A 22,422-nucleotide genomic window follows, 5' to 3' on the forward strand; every position below is an offset into this window, starting at 1 on the left:
ACTTTAGTCGTGGAAGGAAGCCGACGATACGCCCGACTAACCACACTCGATAGCAAACCCGACTCCCCCAACTCAATATGTTGTTTTAAGTATCTCTACCTATCCTAATGATGTATGGAGGTTGTTCGGAACATCCAAGTCAAACTCGACGTTTCCGACGAGGACCACAGCGTTCTCGATGAGACGTTCGAGCAGTTCCGACAAGCGGCGCAACACGTCGCAGACCACGGATGGGACGACAACCCCTACAACATCACGGACACGAAGAACACGCTCCACGACGAGACGTATTCTGACGTTCGTGACCAACTCTCCCTGCAATCCAGTCTCGTTCAAAGCGCGAGAAACCTCGCGGCCACCGCACTCGGCAACTGTAAACACAGAATCATCGAAGACGGTGAGAAGGCAAGCAAACCTGAGTTCCGAGGAAGTGTGGTCGTGTATAACGGTCGAACGATCACGTACAACGATGACCACGTTTCCCTCGCCACCGTTGACGACCGTGTGACTGCGGAATACGTCACACCCGTCAACGAGGAAGGTACGCCGTTCGAGGGTTACTGGACGGATGAATGGGAGAAAGCCGAAGCAACGCTTCACAAGCGTGACGATACGTATTATCTCCACGTCGCCGTCAAGAAAGACGTAGAACCTTCTTGCGATGAAGAATCCGAGAACGGAGTGGTTCTCGGTGTAGACCTCAACGTGGACGGATACGTCGCCGTTACCAGCACAGGAGCGTTCCTCGGCAACGCAGACTACCTCAATCACCGCCGTGACGAGTACGAGCGTCGGCGTGGAAACCTGCAACAGACAGGGACTCGCTCGGCCCACCTTACCATCAAAAGCATCGGGTCACGGTTCGCTCGGTGGAGCGCCGACTACTTGCACCGCATCTCCAAAGAAATCGTTCAGGAAGCCGTGGAGAACGACTGTACGGCTATCGCGTTCGAGAACCTGAAACACATTCGGAAGCGTATCTCGAACGCTTCGAAGTTCCAGCAGTGGGCGTTCCGTGAACTCCAACGCCACGTCAAATACAAAGCCGAAGAATACGGCATCGACGTGGACAATGTGGCCCCCGCGTACACTTCTCAGCGGTGCAGTCATGGCGAGTGTGGGTTCACGCACGAAGACAATCGGGATGGTGACGAGTTTGAGTGTCTGAAGTGCGGAAAACGGGTGCACAGCGATTACAACGCCGCTCGAAACATCGGGTGGCGTCTTGTTCAGCACTGGCTCAAGTCTGGTGCTGAACGCGCCAACAGTCAGGTGGCGCTGAAGTCAGGGACGGTGAACGCGAACGGTCGATTCCGACCTACTGCATTACGCAGTTAGAGCGGGAGTCCACTGACAAGCCCACGACTTCAGTCGTGGGTTCCTGACATCTGCTGGACGCTAACCTCCGGTAAGTGAGCCACCAATCCGGACGCGACCCGATGGTCCGTCTGTTCAGGGAATACGGTCGGGAGAACCTCCCGTGGTTCGTCGCCGGGCTGATAGCGAGCGTCTTCAGTCGGCTGGTCGGCGTCGTTCCGGCGCTGGTGCTGGGCGTCGCCATCGACGCCGTGTTCTTCCAGAACGCGCCGTATCGACTCCCGTTCGTTCCGGCAGAGTGGATTCCATCGACTGTCGCCGGGCAGTTCTGGCTGAGTTTTTGGCTCGTCATCGGGGCGTTCGCCGCCGGTGTCGGCCTCTCGTGGGTGCAGGGCTCGGCCTCGCAGTCTACTCGAATCGCGTCCAGCACGCCGTTCGCGTCGACACCTACGACGCGCTCCAGCGGCTCGACATGGCCTTTTTCGACGACAAGCAGACCGGCGAACTCCTGTCGATTCTCAACAGCGACGTGCGAAACCTCCGGACGTTCCTCGACAGCACGCTCTCCGGCGGCCTGCAACTCGTGGTTGCGGTTGTCGGTATCGCGGGCGTGCTGTTCTACCTGAACGCCCAACTCGCAGTGGTGACGCTCGTGGCCGTCCCGCTTCTCGCCGTCTTCACCGTCTGGTTCATGCAGACGATTCGGCCGATGTACCGGTCGCTCCGCGAGAGCGTCGGCGCGCTCAACACCCGCATCGAGAACAACGTCGCCGGAATCGAGGTTATCAAAGCCTCGACCACCGAACCCTACGAGACCGAACGCGTCGCCGAGGCGTCGATGGACTACTACGAGCGCGCGCTCGCCGTGGTCAGACTCGACTACCTCTACCAGCCGTCGATGGAACTCCTCGCGGGCGTCGCCTTCGCAGCCACCTTCGCCATCGGCGGCGTCTGGCTCATCTTCGGCCCGCCAGCGCCTTTCACCGGTGACCTCCTCGTCGGCGAGTTCGTCACGTTCCTCTTTATGACTCAGCGGTTCATCGACCCCCTCTCGGGAGCCGGGCGAATCGTCAACGCCTACGAGAACGCCCGTGCGTCGGGTGAGCGAATCTTCGACCTCGCAGACCGCGAGGTCGTCGTCGCCGACGACCCCGACGCCGCGGCTCTCGACCACATCGAAGGGCACATCGAATTCGACCGCGTCTCGTTCGCCTACGCCGACGGGCGCGAGGTGCTCGAAGACGTGTCGTTCACGGCCGCACCCGGTGAGACAGTCGCACTCGTCGGCCCCACCGGTGCGGGAAAGTCGACCGCCGCAAAACTCCTCTTGCGCTTGTACGAGGTGACAGACGGCGCGGTCCGAGTCGATAGACGCGACGTTCGGACCGTCCCGATACGGGACCTCAGGTCGGCAGCGGGCTACGTCAGCCAAGACGTCTACCTCTTCGACGGGACGGTCCGCGAGAACCTCCTGTACGGGACGTTCGACGCTACGAGCGAGTCCAAGATGGTCGCGGCCGCGACAGCGGCCGAAGCCCACGACTTCGTCTCGCGGCTTCCGAACGGCTACGACACCCGAATCGGCGAGCGCGGCGTGAAACTCTCGGGCGGCCAGCGCCAGCGTCTGTCTATCGCCCGCGCGATGCTTCAGGACCCGCGGATTCTCGTCCTCGACGAGGCGACGAGCGCCGTCGACACCGAGACTGAGCTACTCATTCAGCGCGCGCTCGACCGATTGACCGCAGGGCGAACGACGCTCGTCATCGCCCACCGCCTCTCGACGATTCGACACGCCGACCGCATCGTCGTCCTCGACGACGGGCGAGTCGTCGAATCCGGCATGCACGACGAACTGGTCGCACGAGGCGGGCTGTACGCGACGCTCTGGGGCGTCCAATCGGGTGACGTGGAGGCGATTCCGCCCGAGGTGCTCGACCGCCTCGTCGACCGTCTCAAGGCGAGCGACGGAGTCGAACCAGCGGCGACGACAGACGGCGGCGACGAGGAGTGAGATGCTGTCCCTACGTCGCAGCGTCCGACGTGAGCGTCCGCTCTGCGGTCGAGAAAATGAAAAATGATGGCTGCGCGTGTTCAGAGAGCGAGCTTACGCGGGGGCGCGCGGCGGACCGGAGTTCTGGCCGGTCGAGACCGGTTCCGGAGCGCCTTCGGTCTTGTCACCAGTGACGAGGAAGTCGGCGAGGTTGCCGACGAGGACCTCGTTGTCGGCCTCGTAGGCCGATTGGGTGGACATGAAGTCGGAGTCACCGATGGCGACGACGTTGTCACCCTGCACGGCGACGGTGAACGGCCCCGACTGACGCGAAGTCTCGATTCTCGTCTGGTCGCCCGTGGCGAGGACAGCCGAACCGGCGTCAGACGAGAGGGAGACCGGTGCAGCGTCGCGGAAGACGACCTTGTCGACGCCTTCCGTCAGCGAGCTGTTGCTCTGCGGCGTGGCGTAGACGTTCTGGTGGTTCAGGTAGTAGTCGTGCATGTTGTACAGCGACGACGACCCGAACGTGATACCGTAATCGGAGGTCAGTCCAGCGTCACCGCCGGACCCACCGCGCGGCATGGGTGCGAAGAGACCAAAGAGGCTCATGCCCTGTGCGGACTGCGGGTCACCGATAAGGGCGACTCGGCCGCCGGCGTCTTCGAACTTCCGAAGCGCGTCGAGCTGCTTGGTCTTGTAGGTCCGTTCGGGGTTGACGACCACGAACGCGTCGGCCTTACGGAGCGTGGAGTTGAAGTTCTGCCGCGCGTCGTCGCGGGTCAGATACTTCACGTTGTGTCCGTTGGCGACGAGTGCATCGACGAGGGGTTGGATGCCCTTTTCGCTCACGTCGTTTTCGTGAGCGACGTCGATGACGACCGTCTTAGACTCCGTGTTGGCGTCCATCTTCACCGTCCCGGCGTCGGGCGCGGGCGTGACGACGAGTTCGCTCGCGTCGTACTGCTGTTTCGCAACGTTAGTCGTATTCGTCTGTTCGCTACTCGTGAACGCCTGTGCGTACGGCACGATGGCTGCGCCGACCACGATGAGGGCGACGACAACCACGAAGACGGCCACACCGCCGAGGAGGTTACGCTGAGACATTTCCAATCACCTCATCTTCGTACTGAACCTGACCGTACACCATCAGGAACTCCGACGTTCGAACGCCATCGTATCCGACGGGACTCTTCTCGACGACAACGGTCGCGTTGCCGTTCCGTTCACTGAACAGGAAGATTCCGAAGCGGTTTGCTGGCTCCTTCTCGACGACTTCGTAGCTGTCGAGACCAGCTTCGTTGGCCGCGTGGTCGATGGCCTTCTGCAGCGTGCCGATGTCGTCGACGTACCCGTTCTGGGACGCGCGAGCACCAGTGTAGACCTTCGCGTAGGCGACTTCCTGGCGAGACATCGTGAGTTCGTCGCTGCGGTGTTTCATCACACTGCCGACGAAGCCTCGCTTGAGCGTCTCGATTTGAGCCTCACGCTGGTCCATCGTCGTGGATGCCTTGTCCGGGCCCGTTCGAATCTCGTTCCCGCCAGATGGCATTGGTTTCGACCCGCGGACACCGACGCTCCCGACCATGGACGATGGGGTCGCGTAGATGTGCTCCGACGGCAGCATCGTGTAGTACGCACCGGACGCGCCCATTCCTTGGACGCTGGAGACGACCGGCATCTCCTTTGCAGTCCGGTTCACCGCGAGGTACATCCGCTCAGAGGCGGATGCTGAGCCACCAGGACTGTCGACCTTTAGGACGACAGCCTTGATGGATTCGTTCTCTCGCACTTCTTCGAGGTCCTCTTCCAGCTGGTCAGCTGTGTTAGAGGAGATGTACCCATCGACCGAGATGACCGCAACCCTGTCGGGTTCAGGGGCGACCGCATCGGAAACGATGGGGGCGAGGAATGCTCCAACTAGGACGGCCGCGACGAGAGCGAGGATGTATACCGTCTTCCTCGTCGTCGCGTTGGAGGGTTTGGATACCATACAGCGACCCAAACTACCAAACCGACTGTCAAAATACTTGTCATTTGTAAAAACAAAATCATAGAAATAAACTGGTTACTCGTGGTCTGCGAGTGGTAAAGTAGGAATCTCGCGACAGTATTAGTCAGTGAGACCGTACCCACGCCGGAACAGAGCGACGTTCACCGCGACGACGACGAACGTGAGTGCGGAGAGGACTCCCAACGAGAGGTTCGGGTCCACTTCGGTGACGCCGAGGAAGCCGTAGCGGACGCCGTTGACCATGTAAATCATCGGATTGAGGAGCGACGCCTGCCGAAACATCTCGGGAATCTCGTTGAGCGAGTAGAAGACGCCGCCGAAGAAGACCAGCGGCCGGAGGATGAACTGGTTCATCATCGTCAGGTCGTCGAAGTCGTCGGCCCAGAGACCACCGATGACGCCGAGACCCGCGAACAAGAGCGTGATGACGAGCATGAAGGCGACGAGATAGAACGGTTGCGCCACACCGACAGCCGTGAAGAACACGCCGATGAGAGCGACGAGCACGCCGACGAGAATCCCGCGAGTCGCACTGGAGAGGACGTACGCACCGACCATCGAGGTGTACGACAGCGGTGAGGTGAGTGCCTCTTCGATGTAGCGGTTCCAGCGACCGTGGAAGATGGAAAACGACGCGTTCTCGAAGGCGTTCGAGACGGCTCCGAGCACGATGAGACCGGGCAGGATAAACAGGATGTACGGGACGCCCGCAATCTGGTCGATGCGCTCGCCGAGGATGACGCCGAACACCGAGAAGTACAGCACGTTGGTGATAAACGGCGGGACGAACGTATTTCGGGGTCGGCGGACGAACCGGAGGACTTCGCGCCGGAGGAGGGCGTAGAAGCCGGTCACGTCGAGGCTCGTGAGGCTCATTGCTGGACCTCCGCGGTGGCGCGGCCCTCACCCTGTCTCGTCATCTCGACGAACACCTCTTCGAGCGACGTGCGAGAGATTTCGAGGTCGACGATTTCGTGACCGTCGCGGTCGAGCGCCTGCACCACGTCGGGAGCCACGAGGCCGCCCTGCTGGGCCGTCACGACGAGACGCGAGCCATCGAGTTCGACGGCATCGACCCGGTCGTCGTCGGCCGTGAAGTCGGGGACCGCCGTCGGCGGGTCACGAAGTTGAACTACGATGTCGTCGGTGCCGCGGTCCATCAGTTCGTCGGGACTGGCGACTTCGAGGACGCGCCCCGAATCGAGGATGGCGACCTCGTCACAGAGACGCTCAGCCTCCTCGATGTAGTGGGTCGTGAGCAAGATGGTCGTCCCGCGGTCGTTGAGGTCCGTAATCGTCTCCCAGAGTTCGTGGCGGAGTTGGACGTCCACCCCCGCAGTTGGTTCGTCGAGGATGAGCAAGTCGGGGCCGGTGATGAGCGCCCGCGCGAGCATGAACCGGCGTTTCATTCCGCCGGAGAGCCAGTCGAATCGTGTGTCTCGCTTGTCGTAGATGCCGACGCGCTTGAGGACCTCGTCGGCCCGCTCTTTGGCGTCGGCCTGTGAGATGCCGTGATAGCCGGCTTTGTGTTCGAGCACCTCCCGAATCGGGAAGAAGCGGTCGACGTTGAACTCCTGTGGCGCGAGGCCGATGCAGTCGCGTGCCTCGCGGTAGTCGGCTTCGACGTCGTGGCCGAACACGCGCGCCTCGCCGCCCGACTTTCGGACGAGACCGACGAGGATGTTGATGAACGTCGTCTTTCCCGCACCGTTCGGTCCCAACAAGCCGAAAAACGAGCCCTCGGGGACGTCGAGGTCGACGCCGTCGAGCGCCCTGACATCTCCGTAGGATTTCGTCAAGTCGCGTATCTCTATCGCCGATTGCATTCGTTGCTGGGGTGTCTGACGTGGACCCGATTAAGCAGTGTGGACGCGGAACCTGTGGGTCGCCGTTGCAGTTCCGCGTGCACTTGGGGTGTGTCCTGCCATCACTCCGGAGTGTCTAGTGTGCCATGAAGTACCAAATTAAGGCCTAAAATTCGACTGCACAGAATAAAGTCATTAACGAATATTATCATTATAAATCATTAACTTTTAGTATTGCTCCCGACTCCCACCAAGCGAGGCAACGAACAATGGCAGTATCCGTACGCTCCGCAGCATCTCACCGCAGTTCGACCACGCAGAGAATCGCCCGCTACCGACCGCCGACACCACCGACGTAACCGATGACGAATCCACGAAACACGACCCGAACCGACACGCCGACCCGCCAGACGACTACTACTCGCACGACCCGTCCCTCGCGGCGCTACCCCAACAACGAGGAGAACATGGACGCGCCGCTCGTCCCCTTCATCCAAGAGCCGGGTGAGGAAGACGAGATGACGGATATTCGGCGCGAACTCGCCGCGCTCCGTACGCAACTGAACCGTATCGAGCGAGCGATGCAGAACCCGACCGACACGCAGTAATCCCCTCACCCAATGAACCCGACAGAACTCGACGACGACGTCTTCGCACAGGATGTTGACAACCAGAAAGGCCGCGAACTCCGCGAGATGCTGAACACGCAGGACTTCGTGTTCGCACCCGGCATGTACCACGCCCTCGACGCGCGACTGGCCGAGATGACCGGCCACGACGCCGCGTACATGTCCGGCTACTCGACCGTCCTCGGGCAGTTCGGCTTCCCGGACCTAGAGATGGTCACGATGACCGAAATGGTCGAAAACGCCAAGCGCATGGTCGAGGCGACGAATCTCCCGGTCATCGCCGACTGTGACACCGGCTACGGCGGCATCCACAACGTCCGACGCGCCGTCCGCGAGTACGAGAAGGCCGGCGTCGCCGCCATCCACATCGAAGACCAGACGACGCCCAAGCGCTGCGGTCACATCGCGGGCAAGCAAATCGTCTCCCGCGAGAAGGCTCGCGCCCGCTTCGAGGCCGCTGTCGATGCGAAGCAGAGCGACGACACGGTCATCATCGCCCGCACGGACGCCTACGGCTCCGCCAACGGCGACTGGGAAGAACACCTCGAACGCGGTCGTATCTACGCCGACGCGGGCGTCGACCTCGTCTGGCCCGAGATGCCGAACCCGTCGCGCGAAGACGCGGTCAACTACGCCGAGACCATCCACGAGACGCACCCGGACCTGAAGCTCGCGTTCAACTACTCGTCGTCGTTCGCGTGGTCCGAAGAGGAAGACCCGCTCACGTTCCAAGAGCTGGGCGACCTCGGCTACAAGTACATCTTCATCACGCTGTTCGGTCTCCACTCCGGCGCACACGCCGTCTACGAGGACTTCAAGAAGCTCGCCGAACAGGACGAAGAAGGTCAGTTCGACCTCGAACAGCGCTACCTCGGCCACCCGACCGAGAGCCACCACGAACTGTCGTTCGTCTCGCGGTATCAGGACATCGAGACGCAGTTCGACCCCGAGGCGCGCCGCCGCATCGAATCCTCGGAGGGATTCAGCGAGGAACAAGCCGACCCCATCACCACGAACGACGATGACTGAGCGACGACACGAGCGCGACTTCGTGCGGACGTTCTTCACTTCGCCCACGGCGGTCGAAGGCGAGGAGGACTCCGCCAAGATGCTCCGCCGCGCGGCCCAACTCCGCGGGATGCAGGCCCCAGACGTGTGGGTGCCGGACAACGAAGACGCCACCGCGCCCTCGATGCGCGACGAAGGCGTCGAGAACATCATCGACGTCGTCTCCGAACACGGAGCCGACTTCCCCGGCGAGATTCACCCGCGCATGGTCTGGCACCGCGACAGTCCGACCACTCGCTATCAGGGCTTCCAGCACATGCTCGACGTCGCCGACCCCGAACGAGGCGCAATCGAGCACATCGACGGCTTCGTCATCCCCGAAGTCGGCGACATCGACGACTGGAAGAAGGCCGACGAGTTCTTCACCATCGTCGAAAACGAGCACGGCCTCGAAGAGGGGAGCCTCAAGATGTCCGTCATCATCGAGAGCGGGCAGGCCGAACTCGCCATGGGCACCCTCCGCGAGGAGATGGGCAAGCCGACGAACAACCTCGAACGCCTGTTCCTCCTCGTCGACGGCGAAGTCGACTACACGAAGGACATGCGTGCGATCACGCCGACGGGCGCACTCCCCGAGTGGCCCGAACTCCGGCACAACACCTCGCGTGGTGCGAGTGCCGCCGGCCTCATCGCAGTCGATGGCCCCTACGACGACATCCGCGACATCGAGGGCTATCACGAGCGCATGCAGGACAATCAGGCGAAGGGGATGCTCGGCATCTGGTCGCTGACGCCCGGACAGGTCGTCGAGGCGAACCAGTCGCCGCTGCCGCCGAAGACCGGCAGTTGGCTCCTCGACACCGGCGATGGTGAAGTCGAACTCGACTCCGAAGACGGCGTGGAAGTGTACGAAGGCGACCGCGTGTTGCTCTCGGAGACCACCGACGGCTACGAACTCACCGTCGGCGGGTCCACGCAGGTGCTCGACAGCGACGAGTTACACGAGGAACTGCTGAACATGACCGCCTACATTCCGAGCATGGACGACATCGTCGACTCCATGGAGGAGTTCGAGGCGGCCAAAGCGGCCGGTCGCGGCGCAATCGCCATGGAGCGGTCGACGACGCTCCGCATCGGCGACACGGAAGTCGATATCGCCACCGACCGCATGTGGGACGAAGCGACCTATCAGGCCGCGATGACTCCCATCAGCCTGTTCCAAGACGTGTACGAGAACCGGCCGGACCAACACGAAGAACTGGTCGAGATGTACGGCGAGGGCGTCGTCGAGCGCGCCATGGAGGTCGGTCTCTAACTCCTCGCGTCCCGGCACGTGGTCGGTATCGACCACGCTGCCGGACACGGCTGCCTGATTCCTCGCTGGTCTACTCGGCGTGACCGCCCAATACCGTGGGGGGCGGTGCGCCACGCTCATTCTTGCTGTTTTCGACGCCACGCTCAGTTCGACCGGTTCCGGCGCGACACCGATTGCGACCGCACCCGACACCACGCTCAAGTTCGCGCCGCGCGACTCGCGTCTTGTGGACGACTCCGTGAACTCGACACAACCCGACGACCGCCGACACCTCGGTGACGCCGACGCAATCGTCGACAGTGCCGACGAGGACGTGGAAGCGACCATGGAGCGCCTTCGGACGGTGAGTTACTACCTCGACGAGGCGTTCGAGATTCCGGGAACGAACTACCGGGTCGGCCTCGACCCCTTCTTGGGCCTCGTTCCGGGCGTCGGCGATGCAACCGGGGCGGCACTGTCGGCGTACATCCTCGTCGAGGCGGCGCTCATCGGTGTGCCCCGGGAGACGCTCGCCCGTATGTTCGGAAACGTCCTCCTCGATGCGACCGTCGGGTCGCTTCCCCTCGTCGGCGACGTGTTCGACGCAGCCTGGAAGGCCAACGCCCGGAACGTCCGCCTCCTCGAATCCCGATACGAGACACCCGAAACACGCGAGGCAGACCGCCGGTTCCTCCTCGGTGCAGTCCTCGTCGTGACCCTCCTTCTCGTCGCACTCGGCGTCGCCACCACGCTCGCGGCGCTCTGGGTACTCGGACGGCTCGGACTTCTCTAACTGTCTATATCACGACATTGGTACTCACGGCCTTGGGGAAGGGTATCGACCCACAAAATATAAAATAGAAGACATTTATACTCCCTCACAAAATCCGGCGTATGGAACGACGAAGATTCCTCGCAAGCGCCACAAGCGTTGGAGCTCTCCTCACCGCCGGTTGTCTCGGCGGTTCCTCGCCGTCCGGCTCTGAGAAGACCGAGACGAGCGAAACGACGACCGCCGAACCGGCCCCGGTCCCAAAGCCTGATATCTCTTTCATGGTCGAAAGCGGCGTCCTCCGCGCTGTCCACATGGGCGGCGACAAAGTCAAAGACGAACACACGTCCGAAGTGTACGTGACCGTCGACGACGAGCGTGCGACGACGTGGGTCGCAGACGAGAAAGAGACCCAGCCGTACCCCCTCTCTGTCGGTAACTTCGTCGAAATCGAATCTGCCGAGTCCGGGTCGACCGTCGAGGTCGTCTGGGTCGGCCGCGCCGGAACCGAAGAAGTCCTCGCCACGCACGAGTTCGACACCTCGACGCCCGAGGCGACGACGACTGCCACGAACGAGACGACGACGGCCGCCAACGAGACGGCGACCGAAACCGCGACGAACGAGACTGTCACCTCGACCGAGACGACCGCGGTCAACGAGACGACGACGACGTCGACCAACACGACGGCGACGACGACGAGCAACACCACGACGACTGCGACGAACGAGTCGACGACGACCACCGACAACTAACGTCGACTGCAGTCGATTTCAGTATCAACCTGCCGACAGCGGTGGCCCGCCGTCGGCGACTCTTTTTGTTATACGCGACACCAGTACCAGAATCTCATCAGCGGACACGAACTCGAACAGGAACAGCAGACGCGAACTCAAACAGGAACAGCCGGAACCAGAGCGTCAGTCGTCTGCGGGAACGGGGTCGCGGTCCGACACATGCTTCGGGGCGACGAGGCCAGCGCGGACGCCGATATCGCGGACCACCGGGGCGAGTGCGTTGTGTTTCATGAACGCGAACCCGGCGAGAATAAAGAGGAAGCCGGTAATCGTCGCAGGACCGATATTCTCACCGAGGACGGCCCACCCGCTGACTGCGGCGACGACGGGGACGGCGTAGCTGACGAGGCTAATCTCGACGGCTCCGATACGGTCGAGAAGCACGAAGTAGATGATGAAGCCGACGGCACTGCACAGCACCGCGAGGAACAGGAGCGCCCCCACGACAAGCGGGGACCACGCGACCTGTGCCAGTCCGGGTTCGCCGAGCAGTGGGCTGACGGCGTGGAGCATACCCGACCCGAGAAGCATCATCCACGCCTGCATCGGTGCGACCGGCGGGTTGCCCGGCAGGCGCTTGACGAGCACGGAGCCGAACGCCCAACTCGCGGCGGCGAGGAAGAGGAGTACCACGCCGAGCAGTTGACCGCCGACCGACCCCGACGAGACGGCGATGACGACGGTTCCGACGAGGCCGAGGAAGACGCCGAGGAAGCCGAAGAAGTCCAGTCGCTCCTCGGGGAGCATCGTCCACGCGAAAAGCGGCGTCAGGACTGGCGAGAGACTGAGGACGATAGCCGCGACGCCGCTCGTCACGTACCGCTGCCCGGAGAACAGGAGCGTGAAGTGGACACCGATGAGAAGCGCCCCTCCGACGAAGACCACGACCCATTCGTCGCGGCCGCGAGGACGCCAGTCTTCGGCGGCGACGAGAGCGTAGCCGAACAAGACGAGACCGGCGATGTCGTAGCGAAGGGCGGCAAAGAGCGCGGGCGGCAGTACTTCCAGCCCGACTTCGATAGCCATGAACGACGTCCCCCACAGCACGGCGAGCAGCGCGAACAATCCGACGTTCCGATGTGTTTGATTTCCTACAGACACGAGATATCTACCTTCGACCCAGGTGTTGCACGGGCTACCATCTCGGCGTACATGAATTTTCTCGGACCGGAGATAACACCTCTCGCGATACGTGTTGGCACACATCTCAGATACGAGAGTAATCGGCCCACCACCGGGACACAAAGTAAGGTAGTTACGGCCCCCACGAGTGAGTCGGGATATGAGCATCCTTGAGGAAACCCGAGCACTCGCCGAGAGTGGGCCGGTCTGCGACGCCTGTCTCGGCAGGGCTTTCGCCGACCGAAGTTTCGGGTTGACGAACGCCGAACGCGGGCAGTCGCTCCGAATCGCCGCCGCCCTCGACGACGACGAACCGTACGAGGCAGTCGAGACCGAGACCTGTTGGGTCTGCGAAGGCATGTGCGCCGAGTTCGACGACTGGGCCGAACGCTGTGCCGAAGCCATCGAAGACGTGGAAGTCGACACCTATCAGGTCGGCACGCGCGCCCCGCCGCTGGTCGAAGAAAACGAGATTCTCCTGCGGGAGGGGGCTGGACTCCCCGACGATGCGGGCGAACTGTTCAAATCCGAGTTCAACCGCGAGGTCGGAAAGCGCGTCGGCCGACTCACCGGCACCGAGGTGGACTTCACCCGCCCGGACGTGCAGTTCCTCCTCGACCTCGAAGCCGACACCGTCGAGACGCAAATCAACTCCGCGTTCGTCTACGGCCGCTACCGCAAACTCGAACGCGACATCCCGCAGACTGAGTGGCCCTGCCGCGAGTGCGACGGTTCGGGATACCAAGGAAAAGAGCCGTGTGACTACTGCGGTGGCTCCGGCTACCTCTACGAACACAGCGTCGAGGGCTTCGTCGCCCCCGTCGCGATGGACGTGATGGACGGCGTGGACGCGAAGTTCCACGGCGCGGGCCGGGAGGACGTAGACGCGCTGATGCTCGGGACGGGCCGTCCCTTCGTCGTCGAAATCATGGAACCCCGTCGCCGCAACATCGACGTGGAACGACTCGAAGGCGACGTGAACGCCATGGCCGACGGCGAAATCGAAGTCGAGGGGCTTCGACTCGCCACCTACGACATGGTCGAGCGCGTCAAGAAACTCGACGCCTCGAAGGAGTACCGCGCCGCCGTCGAGTTCGACGACGACGTGACCGCCGAGGACTTGCAGGCCGCACTGGAGGAACTCACGGGCGCGACCATCGAGCAGTACACGCCACACCGCGTCGACCACCGCCGCGCCAGTCTCACGCGCACGCGACAGGTCTACGACGCGACCGGTGAACTCGAAGACGCCCGCCACGCGACCGTCGAAATCCACGGCGAGGGCGGCCTCTACATCAAGGAACTCGTCTCAGGCGACGAAGGCCGGACGAACCCGAGTCTCGCTGGCATCCTCGACACGGACGCGGTCGTCACCGCGCTCGACGTGATTGCGGTGGAAGGCGAAGACGAACCTTTCGAGGACGACGAGTTCTTCAAGAACTGAACAGGAGGAATTTGTTGACAAGTTGATTCTTCGAAGGCGATGCCCCCCGCTCTCGATGTGGCTCGCCTCGCGTTCGCAGTCATCCTCGTCGTCTGCGTACCGACACTCGCTGGATGGGGTGAAATCGTCGCAGACCGCAACCTCTAATTCTCCACCCCAAGACCCGACCAGATATGCAAATCGGCGTCGACGAGGCCGGAAAGGGACCCGTACTCGGTCCGATGGTCGCCGCGGCGGTCCGGGCCGACCCGGAGACGCTGCCCGAGGGAATCGCCGACTCGAAGCGTCTCACTCCCGCCCGGCGCGAGGAACTCGCCGCAGAGTTGCGAGAGCGAGACGACATCTCGGTCGGCGTCGCGTTCGTCGAACCCGAGACCATCGACGACCCCGAGACGGACATGAACCTGCTCACCGTTCGGGCGCAGGTCGAGGCGGCCGCCGCAGTCGCGGTCGATGCCGACGAACTCGTCTGTGACGCGGGGGACGTGAGCGAATCCCGGTTCGGGCGTCGCGTCCGCGACGGCGTCGCCGAGGCGGGCGCGTCCGTCGAGGTTCACGCCCAGCACCGCGCCGACGACGAACACGCTATCGTGGGGGCGGCGAGCATCGTCGCCAAAGTCGAACGCGACCGGCGCGTCGAAGCCATCGCCGAGGAGTACGGCGAGGTCGGAAGCGGCTATCCGAGCGACCAGACGACCCGCGATTTCTTACGCGAGTTCGTCCGCGAACACGGTATTCTCCCGGACTGCGCACGCAAGTCGTGGGCGACCTGTGCCGACCTGTTGGCGGCGCACGAACAGGCGTCGCTCGGGGACTTCTGAATCCTGAACAAAAGAGTCGAAAATCGAGTGGGGGCGTCCGGACGGCTTACGCCATCTCGTCGAGCGAGACGTACGAGCCTTCCTGTGCGGAAATCCACGTCGTCAGTAGTTCTTCCTCGGAGATCCCGGCGGGGAAGATCGTACACTCGTCGGGCGCGTCGTCGTATGGTGCGACGATTGCCTCGTACTCCACGTTGTCTGTCGGAAGTCCGAGTCGCGACAGCTCCTTCTGCGTCGTCGTTTTCGCGTCCGTGTCGTCGTGTTGGAGAGGAGTATCGTCCATGGTTCGAGTATCGCACCGTGATTACCGACGGGCGGCGGTTTTTGGGGTATCTCTTCGATCAATAGTTTAGGTCGGCTCTATATTATTCTGTCGAACGCTATACGGATGTTAGAATAATCAACATCGGATACTGATGCAAAACAAGGATGAATTTTGGGAGATAGTTCAGAAAAACGGCGTCGAAATAGAATCAGTATCGGGCAGCCACTGACGGGCGATGCCGTCAGTGAATGTGGGTTATCTGTCCTCGGTCAGGAGCAGGCGCAGGATGTCACCGTACGCGGGGCGAGTGACGAGCACGCCGACGATGACACCGAGGATGGTGAAGATAGCGAAGCCCTGGAGGTCGCCGAGCGAGAGCACGGCGAGCGGGCTCATCGCGATGATGGTCGTCGCGGCGGCCGCACCGATAACCCAGAAGGCGCGGCGGAAGCGCGACTGGAAGACCTTCCGCGACGTCACGGAGCCTTCGGCCATGACCTCGTCGGCGATGATGATGAGGTCGTCCACACCGGTACCGATGACGGCGATGAAGCCGGCGATGACCGAGAGGTCGAGCGGATAGCCGATTGCCGCGGCGAATCCGAGGAGGACGTACACCTCAGAGAGCCCCGTGACAATCATCGGAAGCGCGACCTCAGGCTTGCCGTAGCGGACGAAGACGACACCAGCGACAGCTAACACGGCGACGATACCGGTCAAGAGCGAATCGCTCTTGAAGCTCTCACCTTGCGTCGGCGAGATGAACGAGGTCGTTCCCCCGTCGTCGCCCGAGAGGTCGAGCTTCGCCGGAAGCGCACCAGCGCGGAGGTTGATAGCGACCTGCTGAGCCTCCGTGGTGTTGCGCGTCTGAAGCTGGAAGCTCGGTGCTTCGGCCCACTCCTCGTTACGCATGGAGTCGGCCAGACTTGGACTCATCCCGAAGGCGTTGACGACCTCACCGTTGACGACGAGGAGCAGACAGCCCTCGGTCGTGTTGGGGTCGTCGTTGTAGGTACACCGCGTCCCGCCGGGTTGGGCGAGACCGGTCTCCTTGACAGCCTGCTGGAAGTCCGGTGCCGGGTCGTCTTTGACCGAGACCGGGACGAACGAGCCGCCACCCGTCTGGGGTTCTTGAGCGGTCCCGATGGAGGTGAAGTCCGCTTGCGTCAGGACGGCCTCTCGCGTCTCGTAGACGCGCGAACCGTTCTGCGTGGTCGGGTAGTAGATGTCGATTTGGACCGTCCCGCGCTCACCGACGAGTTCGCGAACAGACGAGGGGTCGCGGTTCGGCACTTCGATGAGGATGAAGTGCTCACCTGTCGCGGTCGTTACCTGTTGGACGCTCCCGCCAGAGAGGCCAGCTTCGTTAATCTTCGATTGCAGGACACGGACCGTCTCCTGTCGGGTCGTCTCGGTGACGCCGTCTCGAACCTCACCGTGAGCGTACCCCGCTGCGTCGAGGGCGGCCGCCAACCGGTCGGTCGTGACGTTCTCGATGGTCACTTCGACCGTGCTGGACTCGGCCCCGCGTCGGGCGATAACGTCCGCAGCGTCAGCGCCCGACAACTCGGCGGCGACCTGCTGTTCGACGACGCGGTCGGTTTCGTTTTCGAACTCGACGTCTTCGGCCGTGATGCCCACGAGCGGTGCGCGAATACGCGTCCCGCCGTTGAGCTGCAGTCCGTACTTGACGTTCGTCAGGGAGTTCTCTTCGCCGACTGCGGGCTGACCACCGACAGTGGGCGAAAACAGGGCGAACGTCGATGCAACGACTGCAACGACGAGCAGGATGACACGCCAGTTGTCGCGGAGCGTGCTCATCGGGCCACCCCCTCGAACTTCCACCAGCGAAGGAGGGTCACGTTCAGCATGTAGGTGTTCATCAGGTCGGCCGCGAGACCGAAGACGAGCACCGTTCCGATGGCGGCGAGCAGTTGAATGCCGAACAGCGTCGCCGTAATCGTCATGACAATCATCGCGGCGATGGAGGTGAGCGTCATGGTCACACCGGTTCGCATCGCGCGGTAGGTGGATTCGTAGAAGTCACCCGAGCGCCGGAGGACGTGGTTGTTCAGGAGGATGTCAGAGTCCACAGAGTACCCGATAAGCATGAGGAGGGCAGCGACGGTTCCGAGCGACAGTTCGATGCCGAGGAGGTTCATCAGCGCCACCGGAATGACGATGTCGGAGAACGCCGAGATGACCACGGCGATGGAGGGGACGAACGTGCGGAACATCAGGAACACGAGGATGCTCATACCGAGGAAGGCGACGCCGACACCACCGAGTGCGAGCAGTTGCGTGTCGGCTCCGAAGCTAGCGGAGACGGCGTCGATAGAGCGAACTTCGAAGCCCGCAGCTTCGGCTTGCGCTTCGATATCCGCCGTCGTCGCAGCTCCCGACTGGAACGTTACGACGTAGGTGTTGCTGTCGGCGCTCCCACCGGCGGCGACTGACCGAACCGACTCGGGAGTCGCCTCGAAGGCCGCACTCACTTCGTCTTGTGAGGCGTCCGTCGCGATTCGGAGTTCTGTGCCACCGGTGAAATCGACACCGGGTGTGACCGGCGCGCCGGTCATGGCGTACCACCCGGCGATGACCAACAGGGCCACCGCGAGGACCGTAAGCGGCACGGCCGCGAGTTGGCGATTCGTGTACCGGGTAAAATCTACCTCCGGTACCGTAAACTCGACCATGGGTTCCGGTCCAGAGCGATGCTGAATAAGGCTTCTTATCCCGCGGTCTGACGCACACCCAGCGAACCCGCGATAGACCCATGCTCTTTGACCGATAATCGTGACACATGTCTCTCGAAACGACGACTGAATCGGTCGCGAGCACTATCGTCGTCTCCTTTCCCGACGAATTGAGCGCGTGGGGCCACGACCAGTTGACCGCCGACCGGTTCGTGAACTATCTCAAACGCGTCCACGACGAGGTCGCCGTCGGCGACGAGTGGGAGGAGTTCCTCGACGTCGGGTGCTGCGGCGACTCCCTGACGCTGACGCTCCGCGTCGAGGACCTCGAACCAATCGGCGCGACAGTCCTCACCTCGGAAACGGACCTCGAATTCGTCGAACGCGAAGGCAGCGTCAACGGTGGCTGGTGCGTCCAGAGCAAAGACGGTCCAGCCTCGTCCACCGGAACGCAGCGAAAACAGTAGTCGCTGTCTTTCGGGCCAGTAGCGCCCGTTCTCAGGGCATGTAGCGGACGGCCACGACGCCCGGTGCAGAGCGGACTTCGACTCGGTTCACGTCGAGCCGGGCGGCCCGCGAGAGCAGGCCTTCGCGGTCGTCGAGGATGTCGTCGACAGCCTGGTCGGTCATGTCGTCGGGGACCGAGAGGACGTGAATCTCGCCCGTCCCGGCGCGCTCTTGTTTGACGAGTTCACCGTCTGGGTTGTCGCTGGCGATGTCTTTCGAGTTCGCCGTCGGCGACTCCGACGAGCGCTCGACAGAGACGGTCCAGCGCGTCTCGACGTCGACGAGTTGCCACGAGACGTTCATCGGCGGGTCGGGCGCGACGGTTCCGCGGACGGCTTCGTCCTCGGAGACCCCGGGATTGGACGAGAGCGTGTGTACTTGCCCGGAGTGGACGTCTTTCAGTACCGCCGATTGGTCGTCTGCTGCGGTCACGAGGAACGTCCCTTCTCGTTCGGACTCGGTCATTACCCGCCCTATGCAATCGCGCCTTTTCCCCGTTTCGGGCGCTGTCGGCGTGGTTTGTGACATGTACCCACTCCGGCGGTGGGCTTTTCTCCCGCGACGCTGACCCGACAGACGATGCCCGCGCTCTGGCGGTTGACTCGGACCGAAACGGCGCGCAGAGTCTACGAGACGCTGAAATCCCTCGGTATCACGGGGACGCAGATGGACGAGTACGTCACCGAGACGGCTGACGACCGCCCGAGTCGCGAACCGGACGCCGCTATCGGCATTCGCGCGCTCGCGCCCGACGACGCCCGACCGCACGAGCAAACGTACGAGGCGTTCTCCGAACTCCGAGACGACGAACAGGCAATCTGTGCGTTCGACGGAAACGACCTTGTTGGGTACCTCTTTCTCGGGGACCCCGGGCTGACGTACCACGTCAAACCGCTGGAAAAACGGCTTCACATTCCGGGTGGCTACATCCGCCGGGTGTTCGTCGACCCCGCTGCACGGAACCGGGGAATCGCCACGGCACTCGTCTCACGCGCCGTCGCCGAAGCCGAGAACCGGGGTGCAGACACCGTCCACGCGCTCGTCGCCCGCGACAACCGCCCGTCGCAGTGGACGTTCGAGGCGAACGGGTTCCGCGTCGAGCGAACACGGTCGTACTACCGAATCGGCCCGTGGAACCGGCGGTCCGTCTCAGAGAGCCCATAGCTATTGAGCGCTCTATTCGGGAACGTTAGTATATATTTCTTAGGATAATATATACTATAGAGATTAAATTTATACTGAATCGGTCGAGAGAGTCGCGTAGAGAGGCATGACGGACGAACTCAGGTCAGCGCTCCGCGGGGGACTGGACACACTCGACGCACGCGCGAACGAGGTCGTGCGGTCGTCGACAGGAGACAACATGATTTCTCGGCTCGGGACCGCCGATTGGTTGAGCCTCGGCGCGCTCTTCTGGGCGTGGGTCGGCGCGATTTTGTTCGTGTCGAACGAACCGAACTGGGCCATCCTCGCCGTCCTCGTCGGCTTCGCCTTCGACAAAGCCGACGGCTACTACGCCCGAAAGACCGGGAGCACGTCGGCGTTCGGTCGACAGATAGACTCCTTTATCGACATCTTCACCTACCTCGTCTCGGGCGCACTCCTGTACCACGTCACGTTGGCACCGAACGCCATCGTGAGTTCCGTCGTCGGGTTCGTCGTTCTCGCGTTCGGCGGCCTGCGTCTCATTCGACACAACAGCGAAGGCTTCGGCGACGACTCGGGCACCTCGTACTACCACGGGACGACCGTGGTCCACACCCACCTCGTCGTGCTGGCGAACTACTTCCTGTTCCAGTTCGTTCCCCTGTGGAACGGCTGGGTCGCCGGTGCGACCATCATCGCCGTCTGCCCGCTCATGACGTCCGATTACAAGGCGTACAAGACTGACGCCGGGCACCTCATCGTGGGCGTCGCCGGCGCGATAACCGTCGCCCTCTGTCTCGCGCTGGAGTTCGGCCTCGTATGAGTATGGGCGACCACGGGACGACCGTCTCGGTCGACCTCCACGTACACACGGAGGCGTCGTACGACTGCCACACGTCGGTCGAAGCGGTCCTCGACCGGGCTGCTGCGGCCGGTCTCGACGCCATCGCCATCACCGACCACGATTCGGTGGCCTCCCTCGCGCGGGCGTTCGAAATCGCCCACGAGTACGGCGTCCACGTCGTCCCCGGCGTGGAGGTATCGACCGCCGACGGGCACCTGCTCGCGCTCGGTATCGACCAGTTGCTGTCACCCGGACGACCACTCGCGGAGACGACACGCGAGATTCACGACCGCGGCGGTCTCGCAGTCGTCCCGCATCCATTCCAGAAGTTCCGACACGGCGCGTCCCGACGGGCCATCCAAACTGCCGACGTCGACGCCATCGAAGTGTACAACGCCCACACGCTCACTGGGTTCAGAAACGGGCAGGCACGGCGGTACGCTCGGCGACACGGGCTTCCGGGGACGGGGGGAAGCGACGCCCACAAAGCCTCGCTGGTCGGCCGCGCGTCCACGACGGTGTCGCTTCCGAAGGGTGACGACCTCACGACCGGGGGGATTCTCGACGCGATTCGCGCCGGTCGAACCGTCGCCAACGGGACGCGCACGTCGGCGAAGCAGTACGTGAAGAAGTACGCGATGAACGCCCGCGTCAAGACCGCGTCGTTCCTGTGACTCGCCGCGTCTTCGACTCCCGCGAGGACAGGAACGAAGCCATCGTTCGCCTGTCTGCGCTCGCGCTCGCGCTCGTCGTGGGAACGCTCGCCATCGCCGAATTCGCCCCATCGCTCACGGACCCGGCGTGGGTTCGAGACGCCATCGCCGCGACGGGACCGTTCGCACCGGTCGTCTTCATCGGCATCCAGACCACACAGGTGATTCTCGCGCCGATTCCGGGGCAAGTACTGGCCTCCGTCGGCGGCTACCTCTTCGGCGGTGTCGCTGGCACGGTCTACAGCATGACTGGCGTCGTCCTCGGGAGCGCCGTGGTGTTTCTCGTCGCACGCCACTTCGGCCGCCCCTTCGTCGGGCGCGTCGTCGCCGCCGACGTCCTCTCTCGCTTCGACGACTTCGCACAGCGACAGGGCGTCGTCGGCCTCTTCGTCCTGTTTTTCCTGCCGACGTTCCCGGACGACGCGTTGTGCGCTATCGCCGGTCTCTCACCGATTCGACTGCGCACGCTTCTCGTCCTCGTCGCCGTCGGGCGACTGCCGACGTTCGCGCTCGCCGCTGTCGCCGGAGAACAGGCCGCTAGCGCCAACTACGTAACTGTCGCTGCCCTCGTCGCCGCGGCGCTCGTCGGGTCGGGGCTCGTGTACGTCTACCGCGACGACCTCGCAGCTATCGGTGGCTGAACAGGCGTCTCCTCAGCGAAGAACCCGGTGGACACCGTAAACCAGCAGGGCGCACGCGGTCGGTGGAACGAGACCGTACAGCGGCGGGAGGTCGTAGAGCAGTTCGACGACCGGGACGAGCGCGGAGATGGTGACTGGACCGAGCGTGAAGGGCTGAGGCGCGGTCTGAAGGTCGGTCGGCACCGAGATGACGAGGCCGACGTAGATTGACACCATGAACACGAACCCGGCGAGCGCGAGGCTCAGGTCGTAGCGACTATCCGACCCGCTTCGACGGTGGCGGCGGGCGACGAACAACACCGGCGCGACGAGCGGGGCGACGAGGAACAGCCCGACGAGCACGTAGAACGACCGCGAGAGGGTGAGCGAACCACCGGGGACGGCGGCCGTCTGTCCGATGAGCACGACCAGTCCGAAGGCGACGAACAACGAGACGATGACCGACGCGAGCGCACCCACGAGGACGTAGAGTTTGAACACCAACGACTCGCTGTGCCGGAACGCGTACGGGAACGCCCCGAAGACGCCGCCGTAGTCGTCTGCCATTGGTCGCCCTTGGCAGCGGCCGCGATTAAAGCGACCGGTGTCGTTTTCACG

23 protein-coding genes and 1 pseudogene are annotated in these 22,422 nt (G+C 62.9%); 14 read left to right on the plus strand and 10 right to left on the minus strand.

The window, feature by feature from the left end; all coding sequences use genetic code 11:
* Positions 1 to 114: 114 nt before the first annotated feature.
* A complete protein-coding gene (locus tag KU306_RS02585) occupies positions 115 to 1,338 on the plus strand; it encodes an RNA-guided endonuclease InsQ/TnpB family protein (RefSeq protein WP_258302790.1) in 1,224 nt (407 codons plus the stop codon).
* Between the two features lie 101 nt (positions 1,339 to 1,439).
* Positions 1,440 to 3,328 (plus strand): annotated as a pseudogene (locus KU306_RS02590) (ABC transporter ATP-binding protein).
* Positions 3,329 to 3,421: 93 nt separating this feature from the next.
* On the opposite strand, the gene KU306_RS02595 reads toward KU306_RS02590, so the two are convergent.
* From KU306_RS02595 to KU306_RS02610, 4 genes are all read right to left on the minus strand, one after another.
* Entirely contained in the window at positions 3,422 to 4,414 is a 993-nt protein-coding gene (locus KU306_RS02595; protein WP_007541876.1) for a DUF4350 domain-containing protein, read from the minus strand.
* Positions 4,401 to 5,300 (minus strand): S49 family peptidase, encoded by a 900-nt coding sequence (locus KU306_RS02600; protein ID WP_007541875.1) that lies wholly within the window; start codon positions 5,298 to 5,300, stop codon positions 4,401 to 4,403. Before KU306_RS02600 ends, KU306_RS02595 begins: the two co-directional genes overlap by 14 nt.
* Positions 5,301 to 5,420: 120 nt before the next feature.
* Entirely contained in the window at positions 5,421 to 6,197 is a 777-nt protein-coding gene (locus KU306_RS02605) for an ABC transporter permease (RefSeq protein WP_007541873.1), read from the minus strand.
* Positions 6,194 to 7,147 (minus strand): ABC transporter ATP-binding protein, encoded by a 954-nt coding sequence (locus tag KU306_RS02610; protein ID WP_258302792.1) that lies wholly within the window; start codon positions 7,145 to 7,147, stop codon positions 6,194 to 6,196. Before KU306_RS02610 ends, KU306_RS02605 begins: the two co-directional genes overlap by 4 nt.
* A 341-nt stretch (positions 7,148 to 7,488) precedes the next feature.
* Here KU306_RS02610 and KU306_RS02615 point away from each other — a divergent pair, with 341 nt between their 5' ends.
* From KU306_RS02615 to KU306_RS02635, 5 genes are all read left to right on the plus strand, one after another.
* On the plus strand, positions 7,489 to 7,734 hold the full coding sequence (locus KU306_RS02615) for a hypothetical protein (RefSeq protein ID WP_007541869.1): 246 nt from the start codon (positions 7,489 to 7,491) through the stop codon (positions 7,732 to 7,734).
* Between the two features lie 12 nt (positions 7,735 to 7,746).
* Positions 7,747 to 8,784, plus strand: coding sequence for an isocitrate lyase (gene aceA / locus KU306_RS02620; protein WP_007541867.1), 1,038 nt, complete (start codon positions 7,747 to 7,749; stop codon positions 8,782 to 8,784).
* On the plus strand, positions 8,777 to 10,078 hold the full coding sequence (gene aceB, locus KU306_RS02625) for a malate synthase AceB (RefSeq protein WP_258302793.1): 1,302 nt from the start codon (positions 8,777 to 8,779) through the stop codon (positions 10,076 to 10,078). Before aceA ends, aceB begins: the two co-directional genes overlap by 8 nt.
* A 79-nt stretch (positions 10,079 to 10,157) precedes the next feature.
* Complete coding sequence (locus tag KU306_RS02630) at positions 10,158 to 10,850, plus strand: DUF4112 domain-containing protein (protein WP_425499535.1); 693 nt, start codon at positions 10,158 to 10,160, stop codon at positions 10,848 to 10,850.
* A 101-nt stretch (positions 10,851 to 10,951) separates the two neighbouring features.
* A complete protein-coding gene (locus KU306_RS02635) occupies positions 10,952 to 11,584 on the plus strand; it encodes a hypothetical protein (protein WP_258302794.1) in 633 nt (210 codons plus the stop codon).
* A gap of 165 nt (positions 11,585 to 11,749) precedes the next feature.
* Here the strand turns inward: KU306_RS02635 and KU306_RS02640 are convergent, their stop codons facing one another.
* On the minus strand, positions 11,750 to 12,727 hold the full coding sequence (locus KU306_RS02640; RefSeq protein ID WP_258302795.1) for a DMT family transporter: 978 nt from the start codon (positions 12,725 to 12,727) through the stop codon (positions 11,750 to 11,752).
* A gap of 181 nt (positions 12,728 to 12,908) precedes the next feature.
* Between KU306_RS02640 and KU306_RS02645 the strand changes: the two genes are divergently transcribed.
* Both KU306_RS02645 and rnhB read left to right on the plus strand, forming a co-directional pair.
* A complete protein-coding gene (locus KU306_RS02645; protein WP_007541857.1) occupies positions 12,909 to 14,192 on the plus strand; it encodes a tRNA pseudouridine(54/55) synthase Pus10 in 1,284 nt (427 codons plus the stop codon).
* A gap of 173 nt (positions 14,193 to 14,365) precedes the next feature.
* On the plus strand, positions 14,366 to 15,013 hold the full coding sequence (gene rnhB / locus KU306_RS02650; RefSeq protein ID WP_258302796.1) for a ribonuclease HII: 648 nt from the start codon (positions 14,366 to 14,368) through the stop codon (positions 15,011 to 15,013).
* 46 nt (positions 15,014 to 15,059) lie between these two features.
* On the opposite strand, the gene KU306_RS02655 is transcribed toward rnhB, so the two are convergent.
* The 3 genes from KU306_RS02655 to secF form a co-directional block, all read right to left on the minus strand.
* Positions 15,060 to 15,296, minus strand: coding sequence for a DUF7511 domain-containing protein (locus KU306_RS02655; protein ID WP_007541854.1), 237 nt, complete (start codon positions 15,294 to 15,296; stop codon positions 15,060 to 15,062).
* Between the two features lie 237 nt (positions 15,297 to 15,533).
* Positions 15,534 to 17,099 carry a preprotein translocase subunit SecD gene (gene secD, locus KU306_RS02660; protein WP_258302797.1) on the minus strand — a complete coding sequence of 522 codons (1,566 nt, stop codon included), beginning with the start codon at positions 17,097 to 17,099 and terminating at the stop codon, positions 15,534 to 15,536.
* Positions 17,096 to 17,974 (minus strand): protein translocase subunit SecF, encoded by an 879-nt coding sequence (secF, locus tag KU306_RS02665; RefSeq protein WP_007541850.1) that lies wholly within the window; start codon positions 17,972 to 17,974, stop codon positions 17,096 to 17,098. Before secF ends, secD begins: the two co-directional genes overlap by 4 nt.
* A gap of 107 nt (positions 17,975 to 18,081) precedes the next feature.
* Between secF and KU306_RS02670 the strand changes: the two genes are divergently transcribed.
* Complete coding sequence (locus KU306_RS02670) at positions 18,082 to 18,441, plus strand: DUF7968 family protein (protein WP_007541848.1); 360 nt, start codon at positions 18,082 to 18,084, stop codon at positions 18,439 to 18,441.
* Positions 18,442 to 18,472: 31 nt separating this feature from the next.
* Here the strand turns inward: KU306_RS02670 and KU306_RS02675 are convergent, their stop codons facing one another.
* The gene (locus KU306_RS02675) at positions 18,473 to 18,946 is read right to left on the minus strand and encodes a DUF5812 family protein (RefSeq protein ID WP_007541846.1); all 474 of its coding nucleotides are present in this window, start codon (positions 18,944 to 18,946) and stop codon (positions 18,473 to 18,475) included.
* A gap of 114 nt (positions 18,947 to 19,060) precedes the next feature.
* Between KU306_RS02675 and KU306_RS02680 the strand changes: the two genes are divergently transcribed.
* From KU306_RS02680 to KU306_RS02695, 4 genes are all read left to right on the plus strand, one after another.
* The gene (locus KU306_RS02680; RefSeq protein ID WP_007541845.1) at positions 19,061 to 19,645 is read left to right on the plus strand and encodes a GNAT family N-acetyltransferase; all 585 of its coding nucleotides are present in this window, start codon (positions 19,061 to 19,063) and stop codon (positions 19,643 to 19,645) included.
* A gap of 106 nt (positions 19,646 to 19,751) precedes the next feature.
* Positions 19,752 to 20,450, plus strand: coding sequence for a CDP-alcohol phosphatidyltransferase family protein (locus KU306_RS02685; protein ID WP_008326495.1), 699 nt, complete (start codon positions 19,752 to 19,754; stop codon positions 20,448 to 20,450).
* Positions 20,447 to 21,145, plus strand: coding sequence for a PHP domain-containing protein (locus KU306_RS02690; protein WP_258302798.1), 699 nt, complete (start codon positions 20,447 to 20,449; stop codon positions 21,143 to 21,145). Before KU306_RS02685 ends, KU306_RS02690 begins: the two co-directional genes overlap by 4 nt.
* Positions 21,142 to 21,825 carry a TVP38/TMEM64 family protein gene (locus KU306_RS02695; protein ID WP_258302799.1) on the plus strand — a complete coding sequence of 228 codons (684 nt, stop codon included), beginning with the start codon at positions 21,142 to 21,144 and terminating at the stop codon, positions 21,823 to 21,825. Before KU306_RS02690 ends, KU306_RS02695 begins: the two co-directional genes overlap by 4 nt.
* Before the next feature lie 12 nt (positions 21,826 to 21,837).
* Here the strand turns inward: KU306_RS02695 and KU306_RS02700 are convergent, their stop codons facing one another.
* Positions 21,838 to 22,371, minus strand: coding sequence for a DUF8056 family protein (locus KU306_RS02700; RefSeq protein ID WP_258302800.1), 534 nt, complete (start codon positions 22,369 to 22,371; stop codon positions 21,838 to 21,840).
* Between the last annotated feature and the right edge of the window lie 51 nt (positions 22,372 to 22,422).

The organism is Haloferax larsenii (assembly GCF_024730625.1).
In the GTDB taxonomy this organism is placed as follows: domain Archaea; phylum Halobacteriota; class Halobacteria; order Halobacteriales; family Haloferacaceae; genus Haloferax; species Haloferax larsenii.

Excerpts from the sequence above, each read along its gene's own strand:
- KU306_RS02585 (WP_258302790.1), top strand. The coding sequence starts at position 115 with ATGGAGGTTGTTCGGAACATCCAAGTCAAACTCGACGTTTCCGACGAG.
- KU306_RS02595 (WP_007541876.1), bottom strand. The coding sequence starts at position 4,414 with ATGTCTCAGCGTAACCTCCTCGGCGGTGTGGCCGTCTTCGTGGTTGTC.
- KU306_RS02600 (WP_007541875.1), bottom strand. The coding sequence starts at position 5,300 with ATGGTATCCAAACCCTCCAACGCGACGACGAGGAAGACGGTATACATC.
- KU306_RS02605 (WP_007541873.1), bottom strand. The coding sequence starts at position 6,197 with ATGAGCCTCACGAGCCTCGACGTGACCGGCTTCTACGCCCTCCTCCGG.
- KU306_RS02610 (WP_258302792.1), bottom strand. The coding sequence starts at position 7,147 with ATGCAATCGGCGATAGAGATACGCGACTTGACGAAATCCTACGGAGAT.
- KU306_RS02615 (WP_007541869.1), top strand. The coding sequence starts at position 7,489 with ATGACGAATCCACGAAACACGACCCGAACCGACACGCCGACCCGCCAG.
- aceA (WP_007541867.1), top strand. The coding sequence starts at position 7,747 with ATGAACCCGACAGAACTCGACGACGACGTCTTCGCACAGGATGTTGAC.
- aceB (WP_258302793.1), top strand. The coding sequence starts at position 8,777 with ATGACTGAGCGACGACACGAGCGCGACTTCGTGCGGACGTTCTTCACT.
- KU306_RS02635 (WP_258302794.1), top strand. The coding sequence starts at position 10,952 with ATGGAACGACGAAGATTCCTCGCAAGCGCCACAAGCGTTGGAGCTCTC.
- KU306_RS02645 (WP_007541857.1), top strand. The coding sequence starts at position 12,909 with ATGAGCATCCTTGAGGAAACCCGAGCACTCGCCGAGAGTGGGCCGGTC.
- rnhB (WP_258302796.1), top strand. The coding sequence starts at position 14,366 with ATGCAAATCGGCGTCGACGAGGCCGGAAAGGGACCCGTACTCGGTCCG.
- KU306_RS02655 (WP_007541854.1), bottom strand. The coding sequence starts at position 15,296 with ATGGACGATACTCCTCTCCAACACGACGACACGGACGCGAAAACGACG.
- secD (WP_258302797.1), bottom strand. The coding sequence starts at position 17,099 with ATGAGCACGCTCCGCGACAACTGGCGTGTCATCCTGCTCGTCGTTGCA.
- secF (WP_007541850.1), bottom strand. The coding sequence starts at position 17,974 with ATGGTCGAGTTTACGGTACCGGAGGTAGATTTTACCCGGTACACGAAT.
- KU306_RS02670 (WP_007541848.1), top strand. The coding sequence starts at position 18,082 with ATGTCTCTCGAAACGACGACTGAATCGGTCGCGAGCACTATCGTCGTC.
- KU306_RS02675 (WP_007541846.1), bottom strand. The coding sequence starts at position 18,946 with ATGACCGAGTCCGAACGAGAAGGGACGTTCCTCGTGACCGCAGCAGAC.
- KU306_RS02680 (WP_007541845.1), top strand. The coding sequence starts at position 19,061 with ATGCCCGCGCTCTGGCGGTTGACTCGGACCGAAACGGCGCGCAGAGTC.
- KU306_RS02685 (WP_008326495.1), top strand. The coding sequence starts at position 19,752 with ATGACGGACGAACTCAGGTCAGCGCTCCGCGGGGGACTGGACACACTC.
- KU306_RS02690 (WP_258302798.1), top strand. The coding sequence starts at position 20,447 with ATGAGTATGGGCGACCACGGGACGACCGTCTCGGTCGACCTCCACGTA.
- KU306_RS02700 (WP_258302800.1), bottom strand. The coding sequence starts at position 22,371 with ATGGCAGACGACTACGGCGGCGTCTTCGGGGCGTTCCCGTACGCGTTC.